Origin of the sequence: uncultured Anaerovibrio sp., from assembly GCA_902786545.1 — a bacterium.
In the GTDB taxonomy this organism is placed as follows: Bacteria; Bacillota; Negativicutes; order Selenomonadales; family Selenomonadaceae; genus Anaerovibrio.
The window spans coordinates 1-21,506 of sequence record CADACU010000007.1 but is presented as its reverse complement, the minus strand read 5'-3'; the positions used below and the strand labels follow the sequence as shown (position 1 = coordinate 21,506).

The following is a 21,506-nucleotide window of genomic DNA, read 5'->3' as shown; positions in this document are numbered from 1 at the left end:
AAGGCAGAAAAGCAGAACAAAGGTCTTAAATAATCATATAAGTCCTCAAAAATCCCCTTCCTGTCGCTCGCAGGTAAAAACGGTGATTGAAAAACAGGCAGTTCTCCTGACTTGATTCATCGCTTCGCTGCGCCTTCCCAGAATACTCCAGTGGCCAAACCTGCAGCTAAACTCCTCTTACAGTGGCGGGACCGTGCTGGACTTTACCAGCTTCTCTATTAAGTCTAAATGCAAACGCATACGACACCTGTTCCCAAATATTAAATTTTGATTAAAACCTTCTTAATTATACTATTGTACAAACATTTGTCAAATGTATTTTAAAATATTCCCCTGTCAGGACAAAGTCTCATTGAAATAGAAATAAAAACACCTGCCCAAAAACGGACAGGTGTTAAAATATGGATACCAGCTATTCTTATTCTACTTCGTAAACATCGCCATCTTCGGTCACGATAAGGTCACCGGACTCTACAGGCTCATCTACGATAATAATCTCTTCCTCATCCAACAGGTTAAGCTCTGGAGCAGTACCTACCAAAGATGCTGCACTAGCCATCTATGCCCCTAAAGCAAATACCATAGCAGCCAATACCATACCAATTTTCTTTTTCATATTATACAACCTCCTTTACAAAATATATAATCCCTTACATTTTAATCAATTACCATTAACAAACTTCTTCAGGCCGTCCACATCAACCGGAGCCCAATAAGTTTTGCCATCGTCGCCCTTAACGATTTCGCACTTGCACTCATAAGTCTGACCCATCTTCAGCGGGAACTCATTGATATAGTTTTCAATACATTCAATAGTAGCCTTCTGGAAATCCGGGTCCTGCTTGAACTGCTCCACAGTATAGCCGTTAGCCTGCAGGGCGCCTAATACTACACCAAGAGCCTGAATATCCGCATTCGTATTGGCCAAGTTAGCAGCACCCGCCTGATCAATTACATTGGCAGTAACTTTAACTACTGGATGCTCAGCATCATCTTTCGTAATCTCAGTCTTAATCTGCATAGCTGCCTTCATCTTGGTGATGTATGAAGTAGTTACAGTCTGAACATTGGCATCATTCAGTGGGAACTGGGCAAATGCCTTCAGCAAATCACCAATAACCGCTTCCTGAATTTCCTCCTCCTGTTTCTTGGTCATACCTGTAGCCGCCATGCTATCAGATACACCGTAAGCCATTATCTCAGAATAACCCAAGATGGCTTTGTCAGCGCTGTCCTTTGGCTTGTCGGCACCGCATCCGGCGATTGCAAATACAGCAAGCAATGCAACCACAGACAATAATAATTTTTTCAACATCCGTTTTTCCCCCTCAACCTTGATAAATTTATACCTTCGTGGTATTGTGTTTTATGGGAGATTTCGCATCTCCCTACGGACACTTTTACTTTAGCAAAACTATTTTTTTACTTCAATACTTCTGTTAAAAGTGGTCGTTTTTTGTTAAAAGTGGTCGATTTTTATACCTTTTGACTTTTTTACCGTGAGGTATTTATGAATATATTGATTATTCCATTGGTTTTTTTGATTACCATAGTACAGCTTTGCCATACTTACCTGTGGTATTTGGCCTTTAAACCTGATATGTCTCAGCAGGAAATTCGTCGTCTTCTGCAATGGGTTCTCAGCTGGGGGCTTATTTCCCTTCCACTGTATTTTGGTGTATTAGCCTACAGTGGCTTTACCATTATGGCTTATAAATATCTGCTTATGCTAGGCTGGATTCCATATTTTCTAATCTTTTTACGGCTTATTCCCGGCCATATTTCCCTGCATATTTTCGTGTTGGGAATGTCAGCGCTATGGAGCTTTTTATTGCACAGCACCAGTGATATGGTACTTACCTTATGGTTTTATGAAACACCCTATGATCAGGCACTGATAATCCATACCCTATCCAATCTGCTGTTGTTTATTCTGCTGCTTCCTTGGGAACGGCAAATGTTCGCCCGCTTGCTTCCGTCACGGGATTTTTTTCAGGAGAAGAATATCGGCCTCTATATCGCCAGCCTGCCCCTGTCCATTTCCGTTGCCCAAACCCTGTTGTCAACTGATAAAATTCTTTGGCATTCCTGGGAGTTATTGCTTTCCAGATTTTATCTCCTGGTGGTTTTTCTGTGCTGTTTTCACTATGTTCAAATTGCTACCAGGTATTACAATGAAAAAAAATTGCTGCAGAAAAACAACCAGCATTTATCCAATGAAATGGTATCTTTGGTGGAGCACCGCCTTTTGCTTCAAAAAAATAAATCTCTCATAAAAAAGTTCCGCCAAGGCTTTCTTACCAGCTACGATCACATACTGGAGCTGATTGATGCCCAAAAAGCGGATGAAATACGGGAATACTTACGGCAACAGGAGCTTAAGCTACCAGCCGCCACAGTTATGTCCTATTCCGACTATCCCATTATCAACACTGCTATTTCCATCTATTATTCCCGAGCCCAACGGCTTGGAATTACCTTTACCACCAAGGTTAACCTGCCGGCCAATCTGGCCACGGATGAAAATGATTTAGGCATTTTGTTATCCAATTTGCTGGAAAATGCCCTGCAGGCAACCCTCCGTTCCCCAAAATCAAACGATAACAATGCGGAAATAGCTTTGACTATACAACATAACGGTCATCAATGCGTCCTCTCCATCAGCAACCATTGCGGCACACCTATAGATTTGGATAAAGAGGGCCTACCCCGGGCCACCCGCAAAGGCCACGGTATTGGTATGGTTTCCCTGAAAATGTTTTTGGAAAAATACAAGGGTTATGCCACCTTTACCCAGAATGAAGGTCGGGTGCGCCTATTCATGTATTGGAGGGATGATAAACCATGTTGATATTCGCCTATGCCATTTTAACAACGCTGATACATCTCGCCGGTGCCTATTTCCGCTATCTTCCCTTCAGTCGGATTTTAAACCGAAAGCTCACCGCCAGACTATGGAAAGCACTGCTTTTATGGAGCATAGCCGGCTTGATGATAAATATTTATGTTACAAGTGTCTATGGAATATCCATGCGCACCTTCAAGCTGCTGTTTTTCTTTGGTATGACACCATATTTTATTCTCTCTGTTATTCTTATCCCCCGCCATCTGGCCCAGCACTTCTTTGTTATAGGCATTCAGGCCCTTTATGCGTTTATGCTTCATTCAGTGGCCAGCATTATTCTCACCCTTATATATTCCACCATGACAGCCAGATTACTTCCATTGCAGCTTACCCTGTGGATTGGCCTCTTTTTGTTGATTTACCCATGGGGGGAAAAGCTCTTTACCAGTCTGCTGCCTGACAAACAATTCATTTCTGATACCAAACTTCAATGGTATATTGCCCTGTTACCAGTGTCATTCTATATTGGATGCATTATCTCCATCACCAATGTCACCTTTCTGCCGGAATTAAGTGACAGATTGACCAGACTGTCCATTCCCCTGTTTTTCTTCATCGTCTATTCCCTGGTTCATTATAATTCCCGGGAGGCAATTCAGTACCGTCAGCTGACCCAGACCAAAGAACGGCTTACCAGACAGCTGCAAAATCTCACGAAGCATACCAAAATGGTACAGGAAAATGAAAAAGCCATTTCTGTACTGCGCCATGACCTGCGTCATAGTTATCGTCTGATATATGCCCTGCTGGAAAAAGGCGACTATGAGAGCATAAAAAAGCATATTGAAGCCCAAAAGAAACTGTTGGAAAAAAGCTAAAGGGTGAGGCCAATTGACCTCACCCTTTCTATTTGCTGATTATATGATTCATATAAGCCACCTTTACATCCTGGCGCTTACGGCGACTGATCGGAATATGGCTGTTATCCTTTAATATGAATTCCTCCTGCTCCATTACCTCAATATAATCCATATTGACAATGATGCGATGATGACACTCCAAAAACCGTTCTTCCTTTAACAGCATCTCTGCCAATTCCCCATAGGACATGGGAGACGATAACACCTTGTTGTTAAAATGAATATCGATATTATGGGCATCACTGACATCCACATACATTACATCGCTATAGGAAACATCCACCAGAGACCCTTTTACCCTGATGGTTATTCCTCCTCTGTTTTTCAACAATTTAGGAAAAATATGATTGAAGGTGGCAGCAAATTCCTCTTCGTGGTCCTTCAGTGGCTTGATAAAATATCCCGTAGCAAACACCCTGTAGCCTTCCAACAGGTGCTCATCACTACTGGTCAAAAAAATGATGCTGACATCTGAATCCACATCACGGATCTTCTTTGCCGTTTCCAGGCCGGAAATTCCCGTCATATATATATCCAACACCAATAAATCAAATTTTCCGGATTTATAAGACTCCACCAATTCCTCACCACTGGCAAAGGTTTTTATATTGATAAAATTTTTATCCTGGGGATAGTGATCAGAAATATACTGTTGACAATAGTTTATTACATTGTTCCGGTCCATATCATTATCATCAACCACGGCAATATTCATATCCATCCCCCCTTTTTTAATATATTATAACGCCATTGTTCAAATTTTTCTTCTTTAAGAAGAAAAATCTTCCAATTAGCGTTTCAACGAGCTGGGAGATATACTCGCCAGCTGTTAAAGTTTGTTCCCCCCCACCTAAAGAGGTGGGGACATCTTAAAGCTCGTTATAACACAAAAGAGAGCCCCAGATACGGGACTCTCTTCGTTTTTAATGCAATCGCCTTGAACAAGCAGCAAATATTACAGCTGAGGACCAGCAGCAACAAGAGCCTTACCAGCAGCATTGCCGGTGTACTTGCCAAAATTCTTAATGAAGCGGCCAGCCAAATCCTTAGCCTTGGTCTCCCACTCGGAAACATCTGCATAGGTGTCACGAGGGTCGAGGATCTTAGGATCAACGCCTGGCAGCTCGGTAGGTACCTCGAAGTTGAACATAGGAATCTTCTTGGTAGGAGCGGTCTTAATGTCACCGTTCAGGATAGCGTCGATAATACCACGGGTATCCTTAATGGTGATACGCTTACCGGTACCATTCCAACCAGTGTTTACGAGATATGCCTTCGCACCGTTAGCATTCATCTTCTTAACGAGCTCCTCACCGTACTTGGTAGGGTGCAGCTCGAGGAATGCCTGACCGAAGCAAGCGGAGAAGGTAGGAGTTGGCTCAGTGATGCCACGCTCGGTACCTGCCAGCTTAGCAGTGAAGCCAGAGAGGAAGTAGTACTGAGTCTGCTCTGGAGTCAGGATAGAAACTGGAGGAAGAACGCCAAATGCGTCAGCAGACAAGAAAATTACATTCTTAGCAGCTGGTGCAGTGGAACCTGGCTGAATGTTCTTGATATGGTTAATAGGATAAGATACACGAGTGTTCTCAGTAACGCTCTTATCAGCAAAGTCAATCTTACCATTAGCATCTACAGTTACATTCTCGAGAAGTGCATTTCTCTTGATAGCGTTGTAAATGTCTGGCTCGGACTCCTTGTCAAGGTTGATAACCTTTGCATAGCAGCCGCCCTCAAAGTTGAATACGCCCTTGTCGTCCCAACCATGCTCGTCGTCACCGATGAGCTTACGCTTAGGATCAGTGGACAGGGTGGTCTTACCAGTACCGGAGAGACCGAAGAAAATTGCAGTGTTCTCGCCATTCATATCGCAGTTAGCGGAGCAATGCATGGAAGCAATACCCTGGAGTGGGAGGAAGTAGTTCATCATAGAGAACATACCCTTCTTCATCTCACCACCATACCAGGTGTTGATGATAACCTGTTCCTTGGAGGTAGTGTTGAAAGCAACGCAGGTCTCGGAGTTCAGACCGAGCTCCTTGTAGTTAGCTACCTTAGCCTTGGAAGCGTTATAAACAACAAAGTCTGGCTCAAAGCTCTCCAGCTCCTCAGCAGTAGGCTGGATAAACATATTGGTTACAAAGTGAGCCTGCCATGCAACCTCAACGATGAAACGAACTGCCATACGGGTATCTTTATTAGCACCGCAGAAAGCATCAACAACATAGAGCTTCTTGTTGCAGAGCTCTTTCTTGGCGATATCCTTAACAGTTGCCCATACGTCCTCAGACATAGGATGGTTATCATTCTTGTACTCGTCGGAAGTCCACCAAACCTTATCCTTGGAATTTTCGTCCATAACGATGTACTTATCTTTAGGAGAACGGCCAGTGTAAATACCAGTCATAACATTTACAGCACCAAGCTCAGTAACTGTTCCAACATCATAGCCCTCGAGGCCAGCCTTGGTCTCCTCTTCAAACAATACCTCATAGGAAGGATTGTGGAGAATCTCAGTAGTACCAGTGATACCATACTTTGTCAAGTCAATAGTTGCCATTTTGCTATCTACCTCTTTCTTTTAAATAAATTTGCCATAAAAACTCACCACCTCCCTAAGCCAAAAGGCCCAAACTCAAGGTGAATCATTTATAGCATTTATGATTTAATAAACGATTTTCCAACGAAGTCAGAAAATCCTGCTATTATATTAAACTTTTTGCTTAGCTTTGTCAAAAATTGTTAATTATTCTTTTCTTATAAATATCCAATGCATTTATTATTATTTTATATTATTTTAGGGCGAAATTTAAAACTGCCTTTGTCATTTCACTTTTATTTACAACCTGATTATGACGGATTTCAGCATTTTTCAAATTTCCCAGTCCCTCCGGTATAGCAAAGCTGTTAATGGCCGCCAATTCATCCAGCAGCTGGAACTCATTCTTGCCGGCAATATCCTTTGACAAAGCCGTCAGCACACTCTCGTTGAATTTATACGGACTGGCTGTGGAAACAATTATCACATTTTCCTTGTCAGCCATTTTTTCAAAAGCGTTCCAGGCCACAGCAGTATGTGGATCAGCCACATATTTTTCCTGCTGGTATTCCTTGGCAATCATGGCCTTGGTGGCGTCATCATTCGACCAGTCAGCGGCAAAAATCTCCTTTATCCGGGCTAACACCTCCGCCCCCACATCATATTTGCCGGTTTCGGCCAGCTCCTTCATCCAACCGGCTACCTTAGCCGTATCATTGGTAATATGGTATAAAAGGCGCTCCAAATTACTGGAAATCAGTATATCCATAGAAGGGCTGATGGTTTTATAAAAATCCCGGTTCCGATCATAAATACCGGTATTGAGGAAATCTGTCAGTACATTATTGGCATTGGAGGCACATACCAGCTTTTTAACCGGCAGGCCCATTTCCCGTGCATAAAAGCCGGCCAAAATATCGCCAAAATTGCCTGTCGGCACCACGAAGCTGATTTGGTCTCCCGCCTTAATCTTGCCTGCCTTCAGCAGATCAGCATAAGCACTGAAATAATACACTATCTGGGGAACCAGCCGGCCCCAGTTTATAGAATTGGCCGATGACAATGACACGCCCTTTTCATTTAGCCGGGCATTGAACGCCTTGTCACTGAAAATTTCCTTTACACCGCTCTGGGCATCATCAAAATTTCCCTTTACCGCCGTAACGGCCACATTCCCCCCCTGCTGGGTCACCATCTGCAGCCGCTGAATACGGCTCACACCATTATCCGGATAAAATACCATAATCTTGGTCTGCGGCACATCCTTAAACCCCTCCAAAGCAGCCTTGCCTGTATCGCCGGAGGTTGCCACCAGAATCATTACTTCGTTTTTTGCCTTGGTCTTCTTCAGGGCAGTCGACAACAACTGTGGAAGCAGCTGCAGGGCCATATCCTTAAAGGCGCTGGTTGGACCATGCCACAATTCCAGCACTGATACATTTTTAAGCATATTGACCGGTGCAATGGCAGCATCATCGAATTTTTGGTCACCATAGGCTCTTTCCACGCAGCCCTCTATCTCGGTCTGGGTATAATCCGTCAAGAACTGACTAAGAACCTTTACGGCCCGCTGCTGATAGGAAAGATTTTTCAATCCTTCAATAAAGGCCATATTCACCTTTGGCATAGACTCCGGAACAAAGAGTCCCCCATCCTCGGCCAAGCCCTGTATAATGGCCTCTGCTGCCGTTAATTCCTGATTGTTGCCTCTTGTGCTGATGTATTTCATTCTTTCACCCCTAAGAAATTATTAGCGAATAACTTTTCCCACAGTAGCCTTTACCGCCTGAACCAAATCATCGGGCGACAGGATAAGCTGCTGTCCCCGTATACCGGCACTAATGGCAATGGCTGGGTAATTCCCACTGGACTCATCCAGATACACCGGATAATTCTTCTTGGCTCCCAATGGAGAACAACCGCCCCGCACATAGCCGGTCAGCCCCAAAACCTCTTTCAGGGCTACCATTTCCACGCTTTTGTTGCCTGAAAGCTTGGCCAGAGCCTTAAAATCCAGTTCGCCATCACCAGGTATACACGCCATAAGTACACCTGTCTTATCTCCACGGCACACCAATGTTTTAAACACCATCTTTACATCCATACCGGTGGAAGCCGCCACATGCACTGCACTCAGGTCATCTAAATCCACCTCATACTCCTTTATTTCGTACGATATTTTCAGATTATCCAGTATCCGTGCAGCATTAGTTTTCTTTACCTTCATATAAACATACTCCTGTCCAAGTGTACTTTTGTAATTATAACGCAGTTGTTCAAATTTTGCCATAGGCAAAATATTCTTATTTAGCGTTTCGTCGAAGTATAAAAATAACTCGACATAACGCAGTTGTTCAAAATTTTCCATTAAAATGGAAAATTATTCCTCTTTGGCGTTTCGTCGAAGTTTAAAAGTAACTCGACATAACGCAATAGTTCAAATTTTGCCACCCTTTTAATTGCAAAAGAAATCGCCGCAAAATTTCTTTTGCGGCGACTTCCCTACTAAAGGAAAAATTATGGTAAAGGCATCAATCGAAACATACTTTATGAGGGTTTAAAATATTGTTCGGGTCGAAAGCCTTCTTAATGCCCTGCATCAACTTCAAGGACTCCTGTGGGAGACTTTCCTTCAGATATGGCTTCTTGGCCAAGCCAATACCATGCTCACCGGAAACCTGTCCCTTGAGCTCACGAGCCTTGAGATACATCCGCTCCATAGCCTTGCCCAGCATCTCAGCCCACTTCTTGTCATCCATATCATCACGCAGGATGTAAACATGCAGGTTACCATCACCGGCATGACCAAAGCTCTTAATCCGGATTCCCATTTCCTTTCTCAGGTCATGGATAAACTCTACAAACTCGTTTACGCAGCTTCTTGGAACAACTACATCTACCTCATCCATCATACTGGTGGAACCCTTGATAGCTTCCAGGAAAGCACCTCTGGCCTTCCAGATTGCTTCGGCGCGCTCGTCGGTATCAGCAATCAGCAGATCCAGTGCTCCCTGCTCCAAACAAATCTGAGCTACACTATCATAATACTTACTGATTTCTTCTACAGAAGCTCCATCAAACTTCAGCAGGAGATAGGCATCGGCCTGATTATCCGGGAACTTCTTGCCCAGATATTCCTCAGAGTCCATAATAACCTCCCGCTCCATAAACTCTACAGCCGTAGGGATAACCTTGGAGCTTACAATCAATGGAACAGTGCCAATAGCCTGCGCCAAGGTTGGGAATGGAATAAGAAGACTTACATTCTTCTGTGGCAATGGCAACAGTCTAAGGATAGCCTTAGTTACCAGGCACAAAGTACCTTCGGAACCAACAATCAAGTCCTTCAAATCATAGCCGGAGCTGTTCTTTACAACCTTGCCGCCTACTTCCATAATAGTACCGTCAGCCAATACAATCTCCAGGCCACGGACATAATCTCTGGTTACACCGTATTTTACAGCCCGCATACCACCGGCATTGGTGCTGATATTACCACCAATAGTTGCGGTCTTCTCACCTGGATCAGGTGGATAGAACAGGCCCTTTTCTTCAACATACTGACCGATTTCCATCAGCAGTACACCTGGCTCTACCGTCAGAGTCAAGTTCTTTTCATCCAGCTCCAAAAAGTGGTTCATCAGGGTAGTATCAATCATAATACCCTTTTCCACTGCCACGGAGGAACCAACCAAGCCAGTGCCGGCACCTCTCGGAGTAACAGCGATATGCTTTTCATTGGCATATCTCATAACCTTGGAGGCTTCCTCAGCAGAGGTAATACGAACTACCATCTCAGGATAGGAAGCATCTGCACTCAACTCATCATGACTGTATTCTTCGTTTATTTCATCAGCCCAAAGAATGCGCTCACGAGGCACAAACTGGCTAATAGCCTCTAAATCGGAAGCATCTAAAACCTTGTATTCGCTCATGCCTTAACACCCTTTCCCTGTTTAACCTGCTCAATGAGCTTTGGAATAACTTCATAAATATCGCCAATAACAGCGTAGTTTGCTACCTTGAAGATGCCCGCATTCGGGTCAGTGTTGATAGCAAAAATGTTTTCGGAGTTGTTCATACCCGCTACAAACTGAATTGCACCGGATACACCACAGGTAATAATGAGTCTTGGACGAACGGTACGGCCCGAAAGACCAATCTGATGCTTTGCGTCAAGCCACCCAGCCTCTGCCAATGGTCTGGTGCAGGCAATGTCGCCGCCCAGCGCATCAGCCAACTGACGAACCAAATCAAGGTCCTCCTTCTTCTTCAGACCGCGACCGGCAACCACCAGAATATCAGCATTTTCAATGCTCTTTTCCTTCTGCTTCTGGGTAATGCCAAGAACCTGGGTACGGGTCTTGAGCTTATCAGCTGCAACGCTAATCTTGACGATTTCACCCTTGGCCTCAGCACTGCGCTCCGGCGCATCCATAATCTTATAACGGACAGTAGCCAGCTGAGGTCTGGAGTTCGGTGTCAAAATCTCAGCCATAATGTTACCGCCAAAAGCCGGACGAATCTGTACCAAATCAGTATTTTCATGAATATCCAAAATGGTGCAGTCTGCGGTCAGACCAGTGTTAAATCTGGAAGCAACTCTAGGAGCCAGCTGGCGGCCTACCGGAGTGGCACCTACCAGAATAGCCGAAGGCTTAATCTCGTTGATAAATGCCTCAAAGGCTGCTGTATAGGACTCCATCTGGAAATCCTTCAGCTCCGGTGCATCTACTACAAAAACCTTGTCTGCACCGTAATGAAGCAATTCTTCAGCCTTATTTTCAATATCACTGCCAATAAAGATTGCATATACAGGATGGTTAATTTTTTTGGCAAGCTCTCCGGCCTTACCAAGCAACTCGAAGGTTACCGGATGTATTTCACCATTTACATGATCAACATAAACAGTAATACCCTTCCACAAAGACTTATCAACAGTCTTTACTTCTTCTTCCACGAATTCCATTGCACCAGGCTGGCCCTTCTTCACACAGAGCTTGCACAACTTACAGCCTGCATTGACTTCCAGCTTGCCATCCTTTTCCTCAAGGGCATTAAATGGGCAAATGGAAACCATTGCCTTAATATCAGTTACTTTGTCCTGATGTACTATCAGTTTTCCCATCGTTAATCCCCCTTATCCTAACAATTTTCTGCTCTTGATGGCGTCGTAAATTTTCTCTGCCAATACATCAGCAGAATCATCCCAGGTAACCTGAACCTTGTCGGATGTAGGTGGGAATATACGCTGAACCTGAGTTGCAGAACCGTTGAGACCATAGTTGTTCTTATTCTGGTCATCCATATCCTTTAAGGTATACATAACGATTTCCTTGTTCTCAGTTTCCTTTTTCTTCAAATAGGATGGAAGGCGTGGCTGCACAATATCCTTCTGAACAGTGATAAGGCAAGGGAAGGAAACCTTCAAATGCTCAATATCCTGTGCCATTTCCATATCCACAAGTATACTGTCACCCTCGACTTCCTTAATCTCTTTTACATTACATACGCATGGAATATCCAGCTGCTCGGATACTTCAGGACCAACCTGAGCTGTATCACCATCTGTAGTCTGGAGTCCGCAAAGAATAATATCAAACTTGCCAAATTTCTTGATACCCTGGGCAAGGGTATGGGCAGTAGCCAATACATCAGCTCCACCAAATGCCCGGTCAGATACGATAGCACCCGCATCTGCCCCCATGGAATACGCTTCCTTTATAATTGCTTGAGCCTGTGGTGGTCCCATGGTAATAACACTCACTCGGCCACCGTACTTCTCTTTCAGTTTCAGTCCACATTCAAGCGCATACAGATCATATGGATTCATTTTGCTATCTGCACCATTACGCTTCAATACTCCGGTAACAGGATCAACTTCAACCTTGTTGGAGCCAGGAACCTGTTTAATACACACCAGAATTTCCATGAATAATCCTCCTCATACTTTTCATTTATCATCCGGGGCAGCTTCGACCCTACCCCGGACAATTCCCCTTACAAGTATATATTATAACGCAGTTGTTCAGATTTTCCCATTATATATGGGAAAATATACCTTTTCGCGTTTTCCTTCCAGGACTAGCTTCGCGTCGCACCGATGGTTTAAAAGATATCTCGGTATAACGCAGTTGTTCAATTTTTTCCTTTGAAAAAGGAAAAATATTCACTTTAGCGTTTTCCTTCCAGGACTAGCTTCGCGTCGCAACGATGGTATAAGATATATCTCGTTATAACTTTTCAGCCAGTACATCTGCAATATGCTTTACCTTTATTCCTGTATTTTGGTTATCAAGACCACCGCCAATTTGCATCATACAGGATGGGCAGGCAACCACGCAGGTAGTGGCCCCGGTATCTTTGATATTCTGCACTTTTTCCTCCAACATAGGGATGGAAACCTCAGAATACTTCATACCAAAGGAACCAGCCATACCACAGCATTTATCGCAGTTCTTCATTTCAACCAGCTCAACGCCAGGCGTAGCATTCAGAAGAGCTCTTGGTTCCTCGAATACCCCCAGTCCCCGCTTCATATGGCAGGAGTCATGATAAGTAACCTTTTCACCACCAGCTGCCGGCAGGAGCTTGCCCTGAGCCTTGTATTCTTCCGCTACAAAGCTGGAGAACTCCCGAACCTTGGCGCAGAACGCCTTGGCCCTTGGACCCCACTCAGGATCGTCCTTAAAGAGCTGTTCGTAGGTTTCACTGAGAGTCTCAGCACAGGTTGGGCAGGAGGAAATGATTACATCCGGATTTACGCTTTCCAGTGCTTCAATATTCCGTTTAGCGGCCTTCATACCGGTTTCCCGGTCACCAACACCCAAAATCGGCTTACCACAGCAGCTCTGCCCCATCGGATATACAACTTCCATGCCCAGGCTCTGCAATACTTTTACTACATTTTCACCGGTATCAGCAAATACAAAGTCAGTATTACAGCCGCTGAAGAAGGCAACCTTTTTCTTAGGATGGGATGGATTTTTCTTTTCCAGCTTGGCCATCCGGTCTCTCAGCGGCGTATCAGCAATAGTTGGCAGGCTCCGTCCCTTGGTCATCCCCGCAAAGAACAATGGCAAATGACGGATGAACTTGCCTGACTTGAATGGTGCCTGTCCAACGGAACCAGCCTTCAAAAGCAGTTTATGGAACAATCCTCTGTCATTAAGTACATTATCAAAGAAGGACTTATCCATAGTTGGCACGCCATGCTTTTTAACATATCTGTTTCTCAGTTCGTCAATAAGGTCAGGAATCGGAATCTTGCCCGGACATACCGTGGTACAGGTCCGACAGCCAATACACAAATCACTGAACTGATTAAAGTTTTCTATACCATTTAACAGACCAGTCAAAATAGCCCCAATACCGCCGGAGTAAATATGACCATAAACATGGCCGCCTACCAAAGTCCAGATAGGGCACACATTCAGACAGGATGCACAGCGTACACACTGATATACCTGCTTCATAACCGGATCATGGGCAGTCTCCAGGCGACCATTGTCCAGCAAAATCACATACTGCTTGCGGTTCTCCTCGACCCACTGACCATCCTTCTTGTACATGACCGGTGTCGGTCCGTCAATGAGGGTCATATAACTGGTCATCTTTTGGCAGGTACCATTACGAGGTAACAGCCGCAAGATTTTCGCTGCATCCTCTGTTTTTGGAATCAACTTTTCGTATCCGATAAGCACCACATGGATTCTTGGCAATGTGGTTACCAGACGGGCGTTACCCTCATTGGTTACCAAACCGATGGCACCGTTTTCCGCAATACCGAAGTTTGCACCGGTTATACCCATATCAGCCTGCAAAAACTCCTGCCGCAGAGTCTGACGGGCCTTTTGAATCATATATGGGATATCTTCACCAGGAACCTCCTCCTGAAGCTCCTTTTCAAACATCTCGGCACACTGATAGCGGTTGAGATGAATAGCCGGCATAACCATATGGGATGGTTTCTGCCCAGCTATGGCAATCATCCACTCACCAAGGTCTGTTTCTTTTACCCGAATATCATTTTCGGTGAAGCACTCATTCAGGTGTATTTCCTCCGAAGCCATGGACTTGGATTTTACAACCCGCTTCACACCATTTTCCTTACAAATCTGAATGAGGAATTTCTTTACCGCATCCCCATCCTTTGCCCTGAACACTACACCGCCACGGGCTTTGACATTTTCTTCGAACTTGTCAGCCAGCTCATCGATGTGCTCAACGGCATCTGCCTTCATACAGCGTAAATTTTCCCGAAGCTCTTCAATATCCTGACCAGCGTATGATTTCAAACGGGAACCCGGATACTGATCGGCAAAGCGTGACAGTGCATCCTGCATAATGTCATCTTTAAGTTTCGCCTTTATTTCCTGCTTCAAATTCCGCTCTGCCATCAGTTAGCCCCCCCTTCATTCTCTACAGCGATAACAATGAGCTTGTTAGGGCCATGAACGCCAAGGCTCAATACCCGCTCAATATCCGCTGTACGGCTAGGGCCAGTTACAAATCCGCAATAGCCTTTCTTAAATACCTTACCAATAATCTGACATGCAGTTGTAATGTTTTCTACCATATAATTAGCATTTACAAAAACAACATTTACAAATGGCAGCATGCTGGTGACTCTTGCTTCATAGGAATAGTTATCTACCACAAGACTTCCAGACTCCCCTACACCAAATTCGGCTGTTGAAATGCCCACATCCGCGCTGGCAGCATGTTCAGCAATGTCGAATTTTTCAGTATAGACCTGCACCCCTTCGGTGCCCAATCTCGAGTAAATTCCTTTGAGGGCTGGATTTTCCTCGCCACCAACAGCAATGATTTCCTTCGGGGCATACTCTTTTAATACCTCTTTGAGTTTTGCTTCGCCAGCTGCATAATCAGCTACTTTATAAACCTGAGCTGCTGCGGCAGTGGCATTTGTCTCAAAGTCAGTCCAGTACTTGGCATCTACCAGACCATTGATAAATGCTTCACCCGGCCAGTTTGCACACACCTTTTCCATAATTACTCTCCCTTCAGAGAAATTCATCCGATAAAATCATCAAATAAAAATCGTCAAACCATTTCCACTTACTTTGTATTATAATGGCAGAGAAATTGTCTGTCAATATGATAAAATTCCTTATAAACAATTAAAAATCAAAGGCAAATAATTTTAAATCAACAAAAAATATTCAGACAATTTGGATTTTTTTACTTGCTTAATACAAAATAATAAAATATAATTATGATAAATCTTAATACATATGTTTATTTTTTTTAAATTTTGGTAAGAATCATCTTACAAATCGAGATTCATTCATAGGTCATCATTTATCAAACCATTCCAAACCGTTATGAGCATATATGATGTTTTCATTATATATTATGAATGAAATGCAAGGAGATGATGTTTGTGTTAGCTATCATTGCCGCTATACCAATTATTCTTACTATTATTCTGACAGTTGGCGTAAATATGCCGGCCAAAAAGGTACTGCCGATAGCCTGGCTGTCCATCAGCTTGATTGGACTGTTTTATTGGCAGATGGACTTCCTTCATGTAGCCGCTTATACCATAACCGGCTTTCTTGGATCCATTGATACTTTGTTAATCATCTTTGGTGCTATTCTTCTTATGAATATGCTGAACGAAGCTGGGGCGATGCATCGTATCGAAGCTATGTTCAATGGCATTTCCGAAGATGCCCGCATTCAGATGATCATTGTTGGCTACGCTTTGTCAGCCTTTATCGAAGGTGCTGCCGGTTTTGGTACTCCACCGGCTATCTGCGCACCTCTGTTGATTGGTCTCGGTTTTCCTCCAATGGCTGCCGCAGTTTCCTGTCTGATTTTGGACTCTCCGCCGGTTTCCTTTGGTGCCGCCGGTACACCAACCAACTCTGCTGCTGAAATTTTGAAGGATACCCTCCCTACCATTGGCGTGATGGATCTGGAAGCGTGGAAGCTTGATTTATCATGGGCTACAGCCATCGGTCTGGCCGCAGGAACCTTCTTCGTTATTATGGTAGTTCTGGCCCTTATCACCAGACAGTATGGTGAAGAAAAATCCTTGTTTAAGTATTCCTTGCCGGTACTTCCATTCGCACTGTTTACTTCTATCGTATTTGATGTTGTTTATCTCATCGTTGCCAGATTTATCGGCTCTGAGCTGGTATCAATCTGTGCCGGTGCTGTGACTATATTCGCTACCCTGGCGGCAGCCAAGGCAGGCTTTCTGGTACCAAAAGAGACCTGGCGTTTCCCTGGTACTGAACGGAAACAGGATTCCACATCTTCAGCTGAAGATAAGCCTACCATGTCCCTCTTAAAGGCTTGGACTCCTTATCTTCTCATCGCACTTTGGCTGGTGCTCACCCGTATCCCGGAGATCGGTCTCAAGAGCGTTATTACCAGCTTCGTCTTCTCCATGAACAATATTATGGGTGTTGAGGGTGCCGGCTTTGCCATGAAGTATCTGAACAACCCTGGATTGTTCCCGTTCGTTTTAGTCGTTTTGATTTCAATACCTTTCTATGGCTTGAATGCCACTCAGGTAAAAGGCATCGTTAAAAAGTCTTACAACCAGCTGTACGGTGCCACCATCGCATTGCTCTTCGGCTTTGCAATGGTATACATATATCGCTACTCCAACGCCAATCCGTTAGGCTGGGATTCCATGCTGGTATCCATGGCAAAAGGTATGGCTGATCTGGCCGGCGCCAACTACTTCTATGTTGCACCAGTCATTGGTACCATCGGCGCCTTTATGTTTGGCTCCAATACCGTATCCAACATTATGTTTACACCGCTGCAGTTTGAAACAGCAACTATTTTGAACATACCACAGGTTATCATCGTTGCTCTTCAGAACCAGGGCGGTGCCATTGGTAATATCGTCTGCATCAATAATATCGTTGCCGTCTGTGCCACTACAGGCATTATAGGCGCGGAAGGTAAACTGATAAAAGCCGCGGCGGGACCTTGGATTGTATGGTATGTAATACTTATCATAGCAATGCTGGCCGCCATGTCTGCCGGCATTATATAGAGCCGGTATCAATTTAGGTAGTAAGTGGTTTACCACCCCGATAGGTCACTTATTATATATTCCCTTTATCTAACTAATCCTAAGTAAAAGAGCGCTGACCGAAGTCAACGCTCTTTTACTTTGCAATTTTATACCACAAGCCTGTTCCTTTATATTAAACCTCAGCCGGAGTAGCAGTCTTTCTGGCTGCCTTGTCCTTCTCGGCAATATTACGCATAATAACCCACAGTGGGCTGGCAATAAAGATGGAAGAATAACATCCGCTGAAAAAGCCGCAAATCAATGCAAAGGCAAAATCCTTGGTAGTGTCACCACCGAACCAATACAGGGCAAAGGTGGTAAACAGACAGGTAAACACCGTATACAAAGAACGGGTCAAGGTCTGGAATATACTGCGGTTGGCCAAAGCATACAAATCACCACCACGGCGGAAGTGCAGCTTCAAGTTCTCTCTAATACGGTCGAATATTACGATGGTATCATTGATGGAATAACCTACCACAGTAAGGATAGCTGCCACAAAGGAGCTGTCCACCTGCTTCTGGGTAAAGGAAAAAATACTCAATACTACCAAAATATCGTGAACCAGTGCCAATACCGCGGACACGCCAAAGCGCCACTCAAAGCGATAGGATACATAGAAAATAATCAATACCCAGGAAATAACCGTTGCCATAAGGGCATCCATTATCAACTCGCCACCGATAGTAGCGCCTACTTTCTCCTCACGAAGTACAGTATAATTCCCTACCTTCTCTTTTAGACTGGCCATAATTGCCTTACGGTCATTTTCTTCCAGATCAACGGTACGAATCATAACATTTTCAGAGGACTCAACATTGCTGGCCTCACCGGAAAGCTGAATGGTGGCATTATCCAAGCCATATTCCTTTAATACATCACGGATTTCCACCAGAGTAACCTGTTTTTCAAAGCGCATATCCATAATGGTACCACCGGTAAAATCAATACCGAAGTTAAATCCATTAACAAACATACTGATAATACCAGGAATGATAACCAGCAGGGAAATGGCGAACCAAATCTTGGACCGACGCATTATGTCGAAAGGAATCTTAACCTCTGGTTCATTGTTCTTCTTAGCCAAGCTTGGTCACCTCCTCAGTCTGCTCCGGCAGCTTGTTTATACCATAAATCTTTGGATTTTTGAAAAGATTTGCTGCAATCAGATTTTTAATCATAAACTGGGTCAAGGTAATAGCTGTAAACATTGAAAGCACAACACCAAGGCCCAAGGTAATGGCAAAGCCCTTGATACTACCGGTACCAAAGCAGAACAAAACTGCAGAAGCGATAATGGTAGTTATATTGGAGTCAAAAATTGTGGTAAATGCCCGTTCAAAACCAGCCTCCATGGACAGGCGCATGGTTTTTCCCGTTAAAAATTCTTCCTTGAAATGCTCAAAAATAAGCACATTGGCATCTACCGCCATACCTATGGACAAAATAATACCTGCAACACCGGGCAGCGTCAGGGTTGCATCCAGCATTTTCAGGCTGAACAGCAACATAATAACATAAGCCATCAGGCTGATGTCGGCGATAAAGCCCGGCAGACGATAGAACAACATCATAAAGAGTACTACCGCACCCAAGCCAATAGCAAATGCCACAACGGACTTATCCTTGGAATCCTGACCAAGGGAAGGCCCAACTGTACGAGTTTCAATGATGTTGACCTTTACCGGCAAAGAACCACTTCTGAGGAGAATAGCCAAATTGTGGGCTTCTTCCAAGGTCTTGTTACCAGTGATAACTGCCTTGCCACCCATAATCGGCTCATTTACCCGTGGATTGGTTAAAACCTCACCATCCAAGAGAATGGCAATATTACGGCCTACATTTTTAGCGGTTAAATCGCCAAACTTCTGACCACCCTCATCACTGAATTCCAAAGCAACCACATGCTGGCCCTTCTCATCAGTTTGCTCATGGGCATCCTTCAAGTCAGTACCAGTAAGAACGGTTTCACCTTTGTCATTCTTGAATTCCAGCATAGCGGTCTTACCAATAACCTGAATAGCCTTATCCGGGTCCTTGATACCTGGCAGCTCAACAATAATACGGCGTTCGCCCTGCCGCTGAACTATTGGCTCTGCCAAGCCCAACTCGTTAACTCGCTTTTCCATGATACGCACTACGCGTTCCATGGCATCTTCATTTACCTGTGCCTCTGGGGTATCCTCGGCTTCGAGGACCACATGGGTACCACCCTGGAGGTCAAGACCCTGTCTGATGGACTGTGCCAGCGGTGATACAAAAGCAAAGAACACACCGACAATAACTGCCACAGCAGCCAGGACCTTTAATAAACTGTCCCTTCTCAACTACTTCCATCCTTCTTTCAAATTATTTTAAACAGAGCACTTGATAGCTCCGTTCATTGTAAGCAGATAATCTACGGCAACATCGTAGCTTTCCACTTCAAAATCATTAAAAATCTGACAATCAAAGGCGATAGCCACCTTGTCAGCATTTTGCGCTTTTTTCAGAAATCTGTCGTAAAAACCTCGCCCCATCCCCACACGGTGTCCCTTGCGGTCAAAGGCAATACCGGGAACTATTACCAGATCAATTTCATCATGGGGAACCTCCTGATAATCCCGTTCCCGCACGGTGTTTATGCCAAAAGTTCCCGGAGCAAGGTCAGCGATACTTTTCAGCCATGCAGCAGACATAAGCCCCTCATCCGGATCAAGAATATACGGAACACACAGCTTTTTTCCATCAGCCAAAACTCTGCGCAAAATTTTGCCGGTGTGAACCTCATCCTCCACCGATACATAGCAGAAAACACATTTGGCCGACTTATAAAAGTCCATTTCCTTCAGCTGATTGAACACAGCAATGCTTTCCTTTTCCCGCTCATATCGGCTCATTGCCCGCCGAAGAGCCAGTGCCTCCCGGCGCAGGCTCCTTTTGTACACTTTCACAGATACTTCCATAACTTGCCTTACCCTTTACTTTTTGGCTGCTTCCTCAGCCTCTTTTTCAGCCTTGTATTTTTCTACAGCTTCCTGCTGCTGCTTTTCCACTTCGTCCTTTGTTTCATAGTCAGTGCCAATCATTGGCTTGGCTACCTCAATGACAACTCCCTTGGCCACCTCAATCATAACAGTGTTTTCCTTTACGGAATCCACCACACCCATGATACCGCCACGAGTAACCACTTTGGTGCCCTTCTTCAGCCTGGACAGCATATCCATCTGTTTTTTCTGCTGCTTCTTCTGTGGACGATACAACAGAAGATAAAACAACAGCACCATCAGCAAAATTGGCGCATAGCTGTATAATGTAGCAAAAGTATTTTCATCCATTTAACTGTAAACCTCCTCAGTTTGCCTGTTTGGCAGAATAATTATAAGAATCGAGGAAATTACGGCGGAATTCGCCAAATCGCTCCTCAATAATGGACTGACGCATTTCATGCATAAATCTCTGCAGGAAGCGGAGATTATGCAACGACAGAAGCCGAAGGCCAAAAATCTCATTGGCCCGAACCAGATGACGGATATAGGCCCGGCTGAAATTCCGGCAGGCATAACAGTCACAGCCCTCTTCAATCGGTCTGAAATCACTGGTAAACTCAGCATTTTTCATAACCAGCCGCCCCTGCCAAGTCATGGCCGTACCGTTTCTGGCTACCCGAGTTGGGAATACACAGTCAAACATATCAATACCATGCATAACGCCCTCCACCAGACAGTCCGGTGTACCAACTCCCATCAGATAACGCGGTTTCTCCTTTGGCAGCTGCTGTACTGTATGGTCAAGCATCTCATACATAAGTTCCTTTGGTTCGCCCACACTGAGGCCACCAACTGCATAACCGGGGAAATCCATCTCCACCAGCTCGTTTACACTTTGGGTGCGCAGGTCTTTATACATACCACCCTGCACAATACCAAAGAGGCCCTGATGCTCACTGGTCATAACCTCCTTGCACCGCTTTGCCCAACGGGTGGTTCGGACCGTAGATGCCTTGGCATAATCATAATCAGCCGGATAAGGAATACATTCGTCAAAGGCCATAACAATATCAGACCCCAAGTCCATCTGCACCTTCATGGAAACCTCCGGTGACAGGAATTTCTTGGAACCATCTATATGGGAACGGAAAGTCACCCCTTCTTCGGTAATTTT

19 protein-coding genes and 1 riboswitch are annotated in these 21,506 nt (G+C 44.5%); of the genes, 3 read left to right on the top strand and 16 right to left on the bottom strand.

Annotation, left to right across the window (positions count from 1 at the left end; genetic code table 11):
• Nucleotides 1-78: 78 nt before the first annotated feature.
• Nucleotides 79-266, bottom strand: a riboswitch (cobalamin riboswitch).
• Between the two features lie 152 nt (nucleotides 267-418).
• Both QZV24_RS02380 and QZV24_RS02375 read right to left on the bottom strand, forming a co-directional pair.
• Complete coding sequence (locus tag QZV24_RS02380; protein WP_294519600.1) at nucleotides 419-559, bottom strand: hypothetical protein; 141 nt, start codon at nucleotides 557-559, stop codon at nucleotides 419-421.
• A 102-nt stretch (nucleotides 560-661) separates the two neighbouring features.
• Entirely contained in the window at nucleotides 662-1,315 is a 654-nt protein-coding gene (locus QZV24_RS02375) for a DUF5105 domain-containing protein (RefSeq protein ID WP_294519597.1), read from the bottom strand.
• 195 nt (nucleotides 1,316-1,510) lie between these two features.
• Here QZV24_RS02375 and QZV24_RS02370 point away from each other — a divergent pair, with 195 nt between their 5' ends.
• Together QZV24_RS02370 and QZV24_RS02365 are read left to right on the top strand one after the other, a co-directional pair.
• Nucleotides 1,511-2,851: a sensor histidine kinase gene (locus QZV24_RS02370; protein WP_294519594.1), complete on the top strand. Its 1,341-nt coding sequence runs from the start codon at nucleotides 1,511-1,513 to the stop codon at nucleotides 2,849-2,851.
• Complete coding sequence (locus tag QZV24_RS02365) at nucleotides 2,845-3,723, top strand: hypothetical protein (RefSeq protein ID WP_294519585.1); 879 nt, start codon at nucleotides 2,845-2,847, stop codon at nucleotides 3,721-3,723. Before QZV24_RS02370 ends, QZV24_RS02365 begins: the two co-directional genes overlap by 7 nt.
• 28 nt (nucleotides 3,724-3,751) lie before the next feature.
• On the opposite strand, the gene QZV24_RS02360 is transcribed toward QZV24_RS02365, so the two are convergent.
• The 9 genes from QZV24_RS02360 to QZV24_RS02320 form a co-directional block, all read right to left on the bottom strand.
• Nucleotides 3,752-4,480, bottom strand: a complete 729-nt coding sequence (locus QZV24_RS02360) for a LytTR family DNA-binding domain-containing protein (RefSeq protein ID WP_294519582.1) — start codon at nucleotides 4,478-4,480, stop codon at nucleotides 3,752-3,754.
• A 240-nt stretch (nucleotides 4,481-4,720) separates the two neighbouring features.
• Nucleotides 4,721-6,322, bottom strand: coding sequence for a phosphoenolpyruvate carboxykinase (ATP) (pckA, locus tag QZV24_RS02355; RefSeq protein ID WP_294519579.1), 1,602 nt, complete (start codon nucleotides 6,320-6,322; stop codon nucleotides 4,721-4,723).
• Nucleotides 6,323-6,554: 232 nt separating this feature from the next.
• Complete coding sequence (thrC, locus tag QZV24_RS02350; RefSeq protein WP_294519576.1) at nucleotides 6,555-8,030, bottom strand: threonine synthase; 1,476 nt, start codon at nucleotides 8,028-8,030, stop codon at nucleotides 6,555-6,557.
• 21 nt (nucleotides 8,031-8,051) lie between these two features.
• Nucleotides 8,052-8,528, bottom strand: coding sequence for a Cys-tRNA(Pro) deacylase (gene ybaK / locus QZV24_RS02345; protein WP_294519573.1), 477 nt, complete (start codon nucleotides 8,526-8,528; stop codon nucleotides 8,052-8,054).
• A 304-nt stretch (nucleotides 8,529-8,832) separates the two neighbouring features.
• Nucleotides 8,833-10,236, bottom strand: a complete 1,404-nt coding sequence (locus QZV24_RS02340; protein ID WP_294519570.1) for an FAD-binding oxidoreductase — start codon at nucleotides 10,234-10,236, stop codon at nucleotides 8,833-8,835.
• Entirely contained in the window at nucleotides 10,233-11,429 is a 1,197-nt protein-coding gene (locus tag QZV24_RS02335) for an electron transfer flavoprotein subunit alpha (protein ID WP_290656836.1), read from the bottom strand. The genes QZV24_RS02340 and QZV24_RS02335 overlap by 4 nt, the downstream gene beginning before the upstream one ends.
• Before the next feature lie 12 nt (nucleotides 11,430-11,441).
• Nucleotides 11,442-12,233, bottom strand: coding sequence for an electron transfer flavoprotein subunit beta/FixA family protein (locus QZV24_RS02330; RefSeq protein WP_294519565.1), 792 nt, complete (start codon nucleotides 12,231-12,233; stop codon nucleotides 11,442-11,444).
• 301 nt (nucleotides 12,234-12,534) lie between these two features.
• On the bottom strand, nucleotides 12,535-14,700 hold the full coding sequence (gene ldhH / locus QZV24_RS02325; protein ID WP_294519562.1) for an L-lactate dehydrogenase (quinone) large subunit LdhH: 2,166 nt from the start codon (nucleotides 14,698-14,700) through the stop codon (nucleotides 12,535-12,537).
• On the bottom strand, nucleotides 14,700-15,314 hold the full coding sequence (locus QZV24_RS02320) for a lactate utilization protein (RefSeq protein WP_290656832.1): 615 nt from the start codon (nucleotides 15,312-15,314) through the stop codon (nucleotides 14,700-14,702). Before QZV24_RS02320 ends, ldhH begins: the two co-directional genes overlap by 1 nt.
• 393 nt (nucleotides 15,315-15,707) lie before the next feature.
• Between QZV24_RS02320 and QZV24_RS02315 the strand changes: the two genes are divergently transcribed.
• The gene (locus QZV24_RS02315; protein ID WP_294519556.1) at nucleotides 15,708-17,342 is read left to right on the top strand and encodes an L-lactate permease; all 1,635 of its coding nucleotides are present in this window, start codon (nucleotides 15,708-15,710) and stop codon (nucleotides 17,340-17,342) included.
• A gap of 154 nt (nucleotides 17,343-17,496) precedes the next feature.
• Here QZV24_RS02315 and secF read toward each other — a convergent pair whose 3' ends face one another.
• The 5 genes from secF to tgt all read right to left on the bottom strand — a co-directional run.
• Nucleotides 17,497-18,417 carry a protein translocase subunit SecF gene (gene secF, locus QZV24_RS02310; protein WP_294519680.1) on the bottom strand — a complete coding sequence of 307 codons (921 nt, stop codon included), beginning with the start codon at nucleotides 18,415-18,417 and terminating at the stop codon, nucleotides 17,497-17,499.
• A 25-nt stretch (nucleotides 18,418-18,442) separates the two neighbouring features.
• Entirely contained in the window at nucleotides 18,443-19,690 is a 1,248-nt protein-coding gene (gene secD / locus QZV24_RS02305; protein ID WP_294519553.1) for a protein translocase subunit SecD, read from the bottom strand.
• 27 nt (nucleotides 19,691-19,717) lie between these two features.
• A complete protein-coding gene (locus tag QZV24_RS02300; RefSeq protein WP_294519551.1) occupies nucleotides 19,718-20,308 on the bottom strand; it encodes a 5-formyltetrahydrofolate cyclo-ligase in 591 nt (196 codons plus the stop codon).
• Between the two features lie 15 nt (nucleotides 20,309-20,323).
• Nucleotides 20,324-20,680, bottom strand: coding sequence for a preprotein translocase subunit YajC (gene yajC / locus QZV24_RS02295; RefSeq protein WP_290656828.1), 357 nt, complete (start codon nucleotides 20,678-20,680; stop codon nucleotides 20,324-20,326).
• Between the two features lie 16 nt (nucleotides 20,681-20,696).
• On the bottom strand, nucleotides 20,697-21,506 hold an 810-nt coding region (gene tgt, locus QZV24_RS02290; protein WP_294519538.1), incomplete at its 5' end, for a tRNA guanosine(34) transglycosylase Tgt.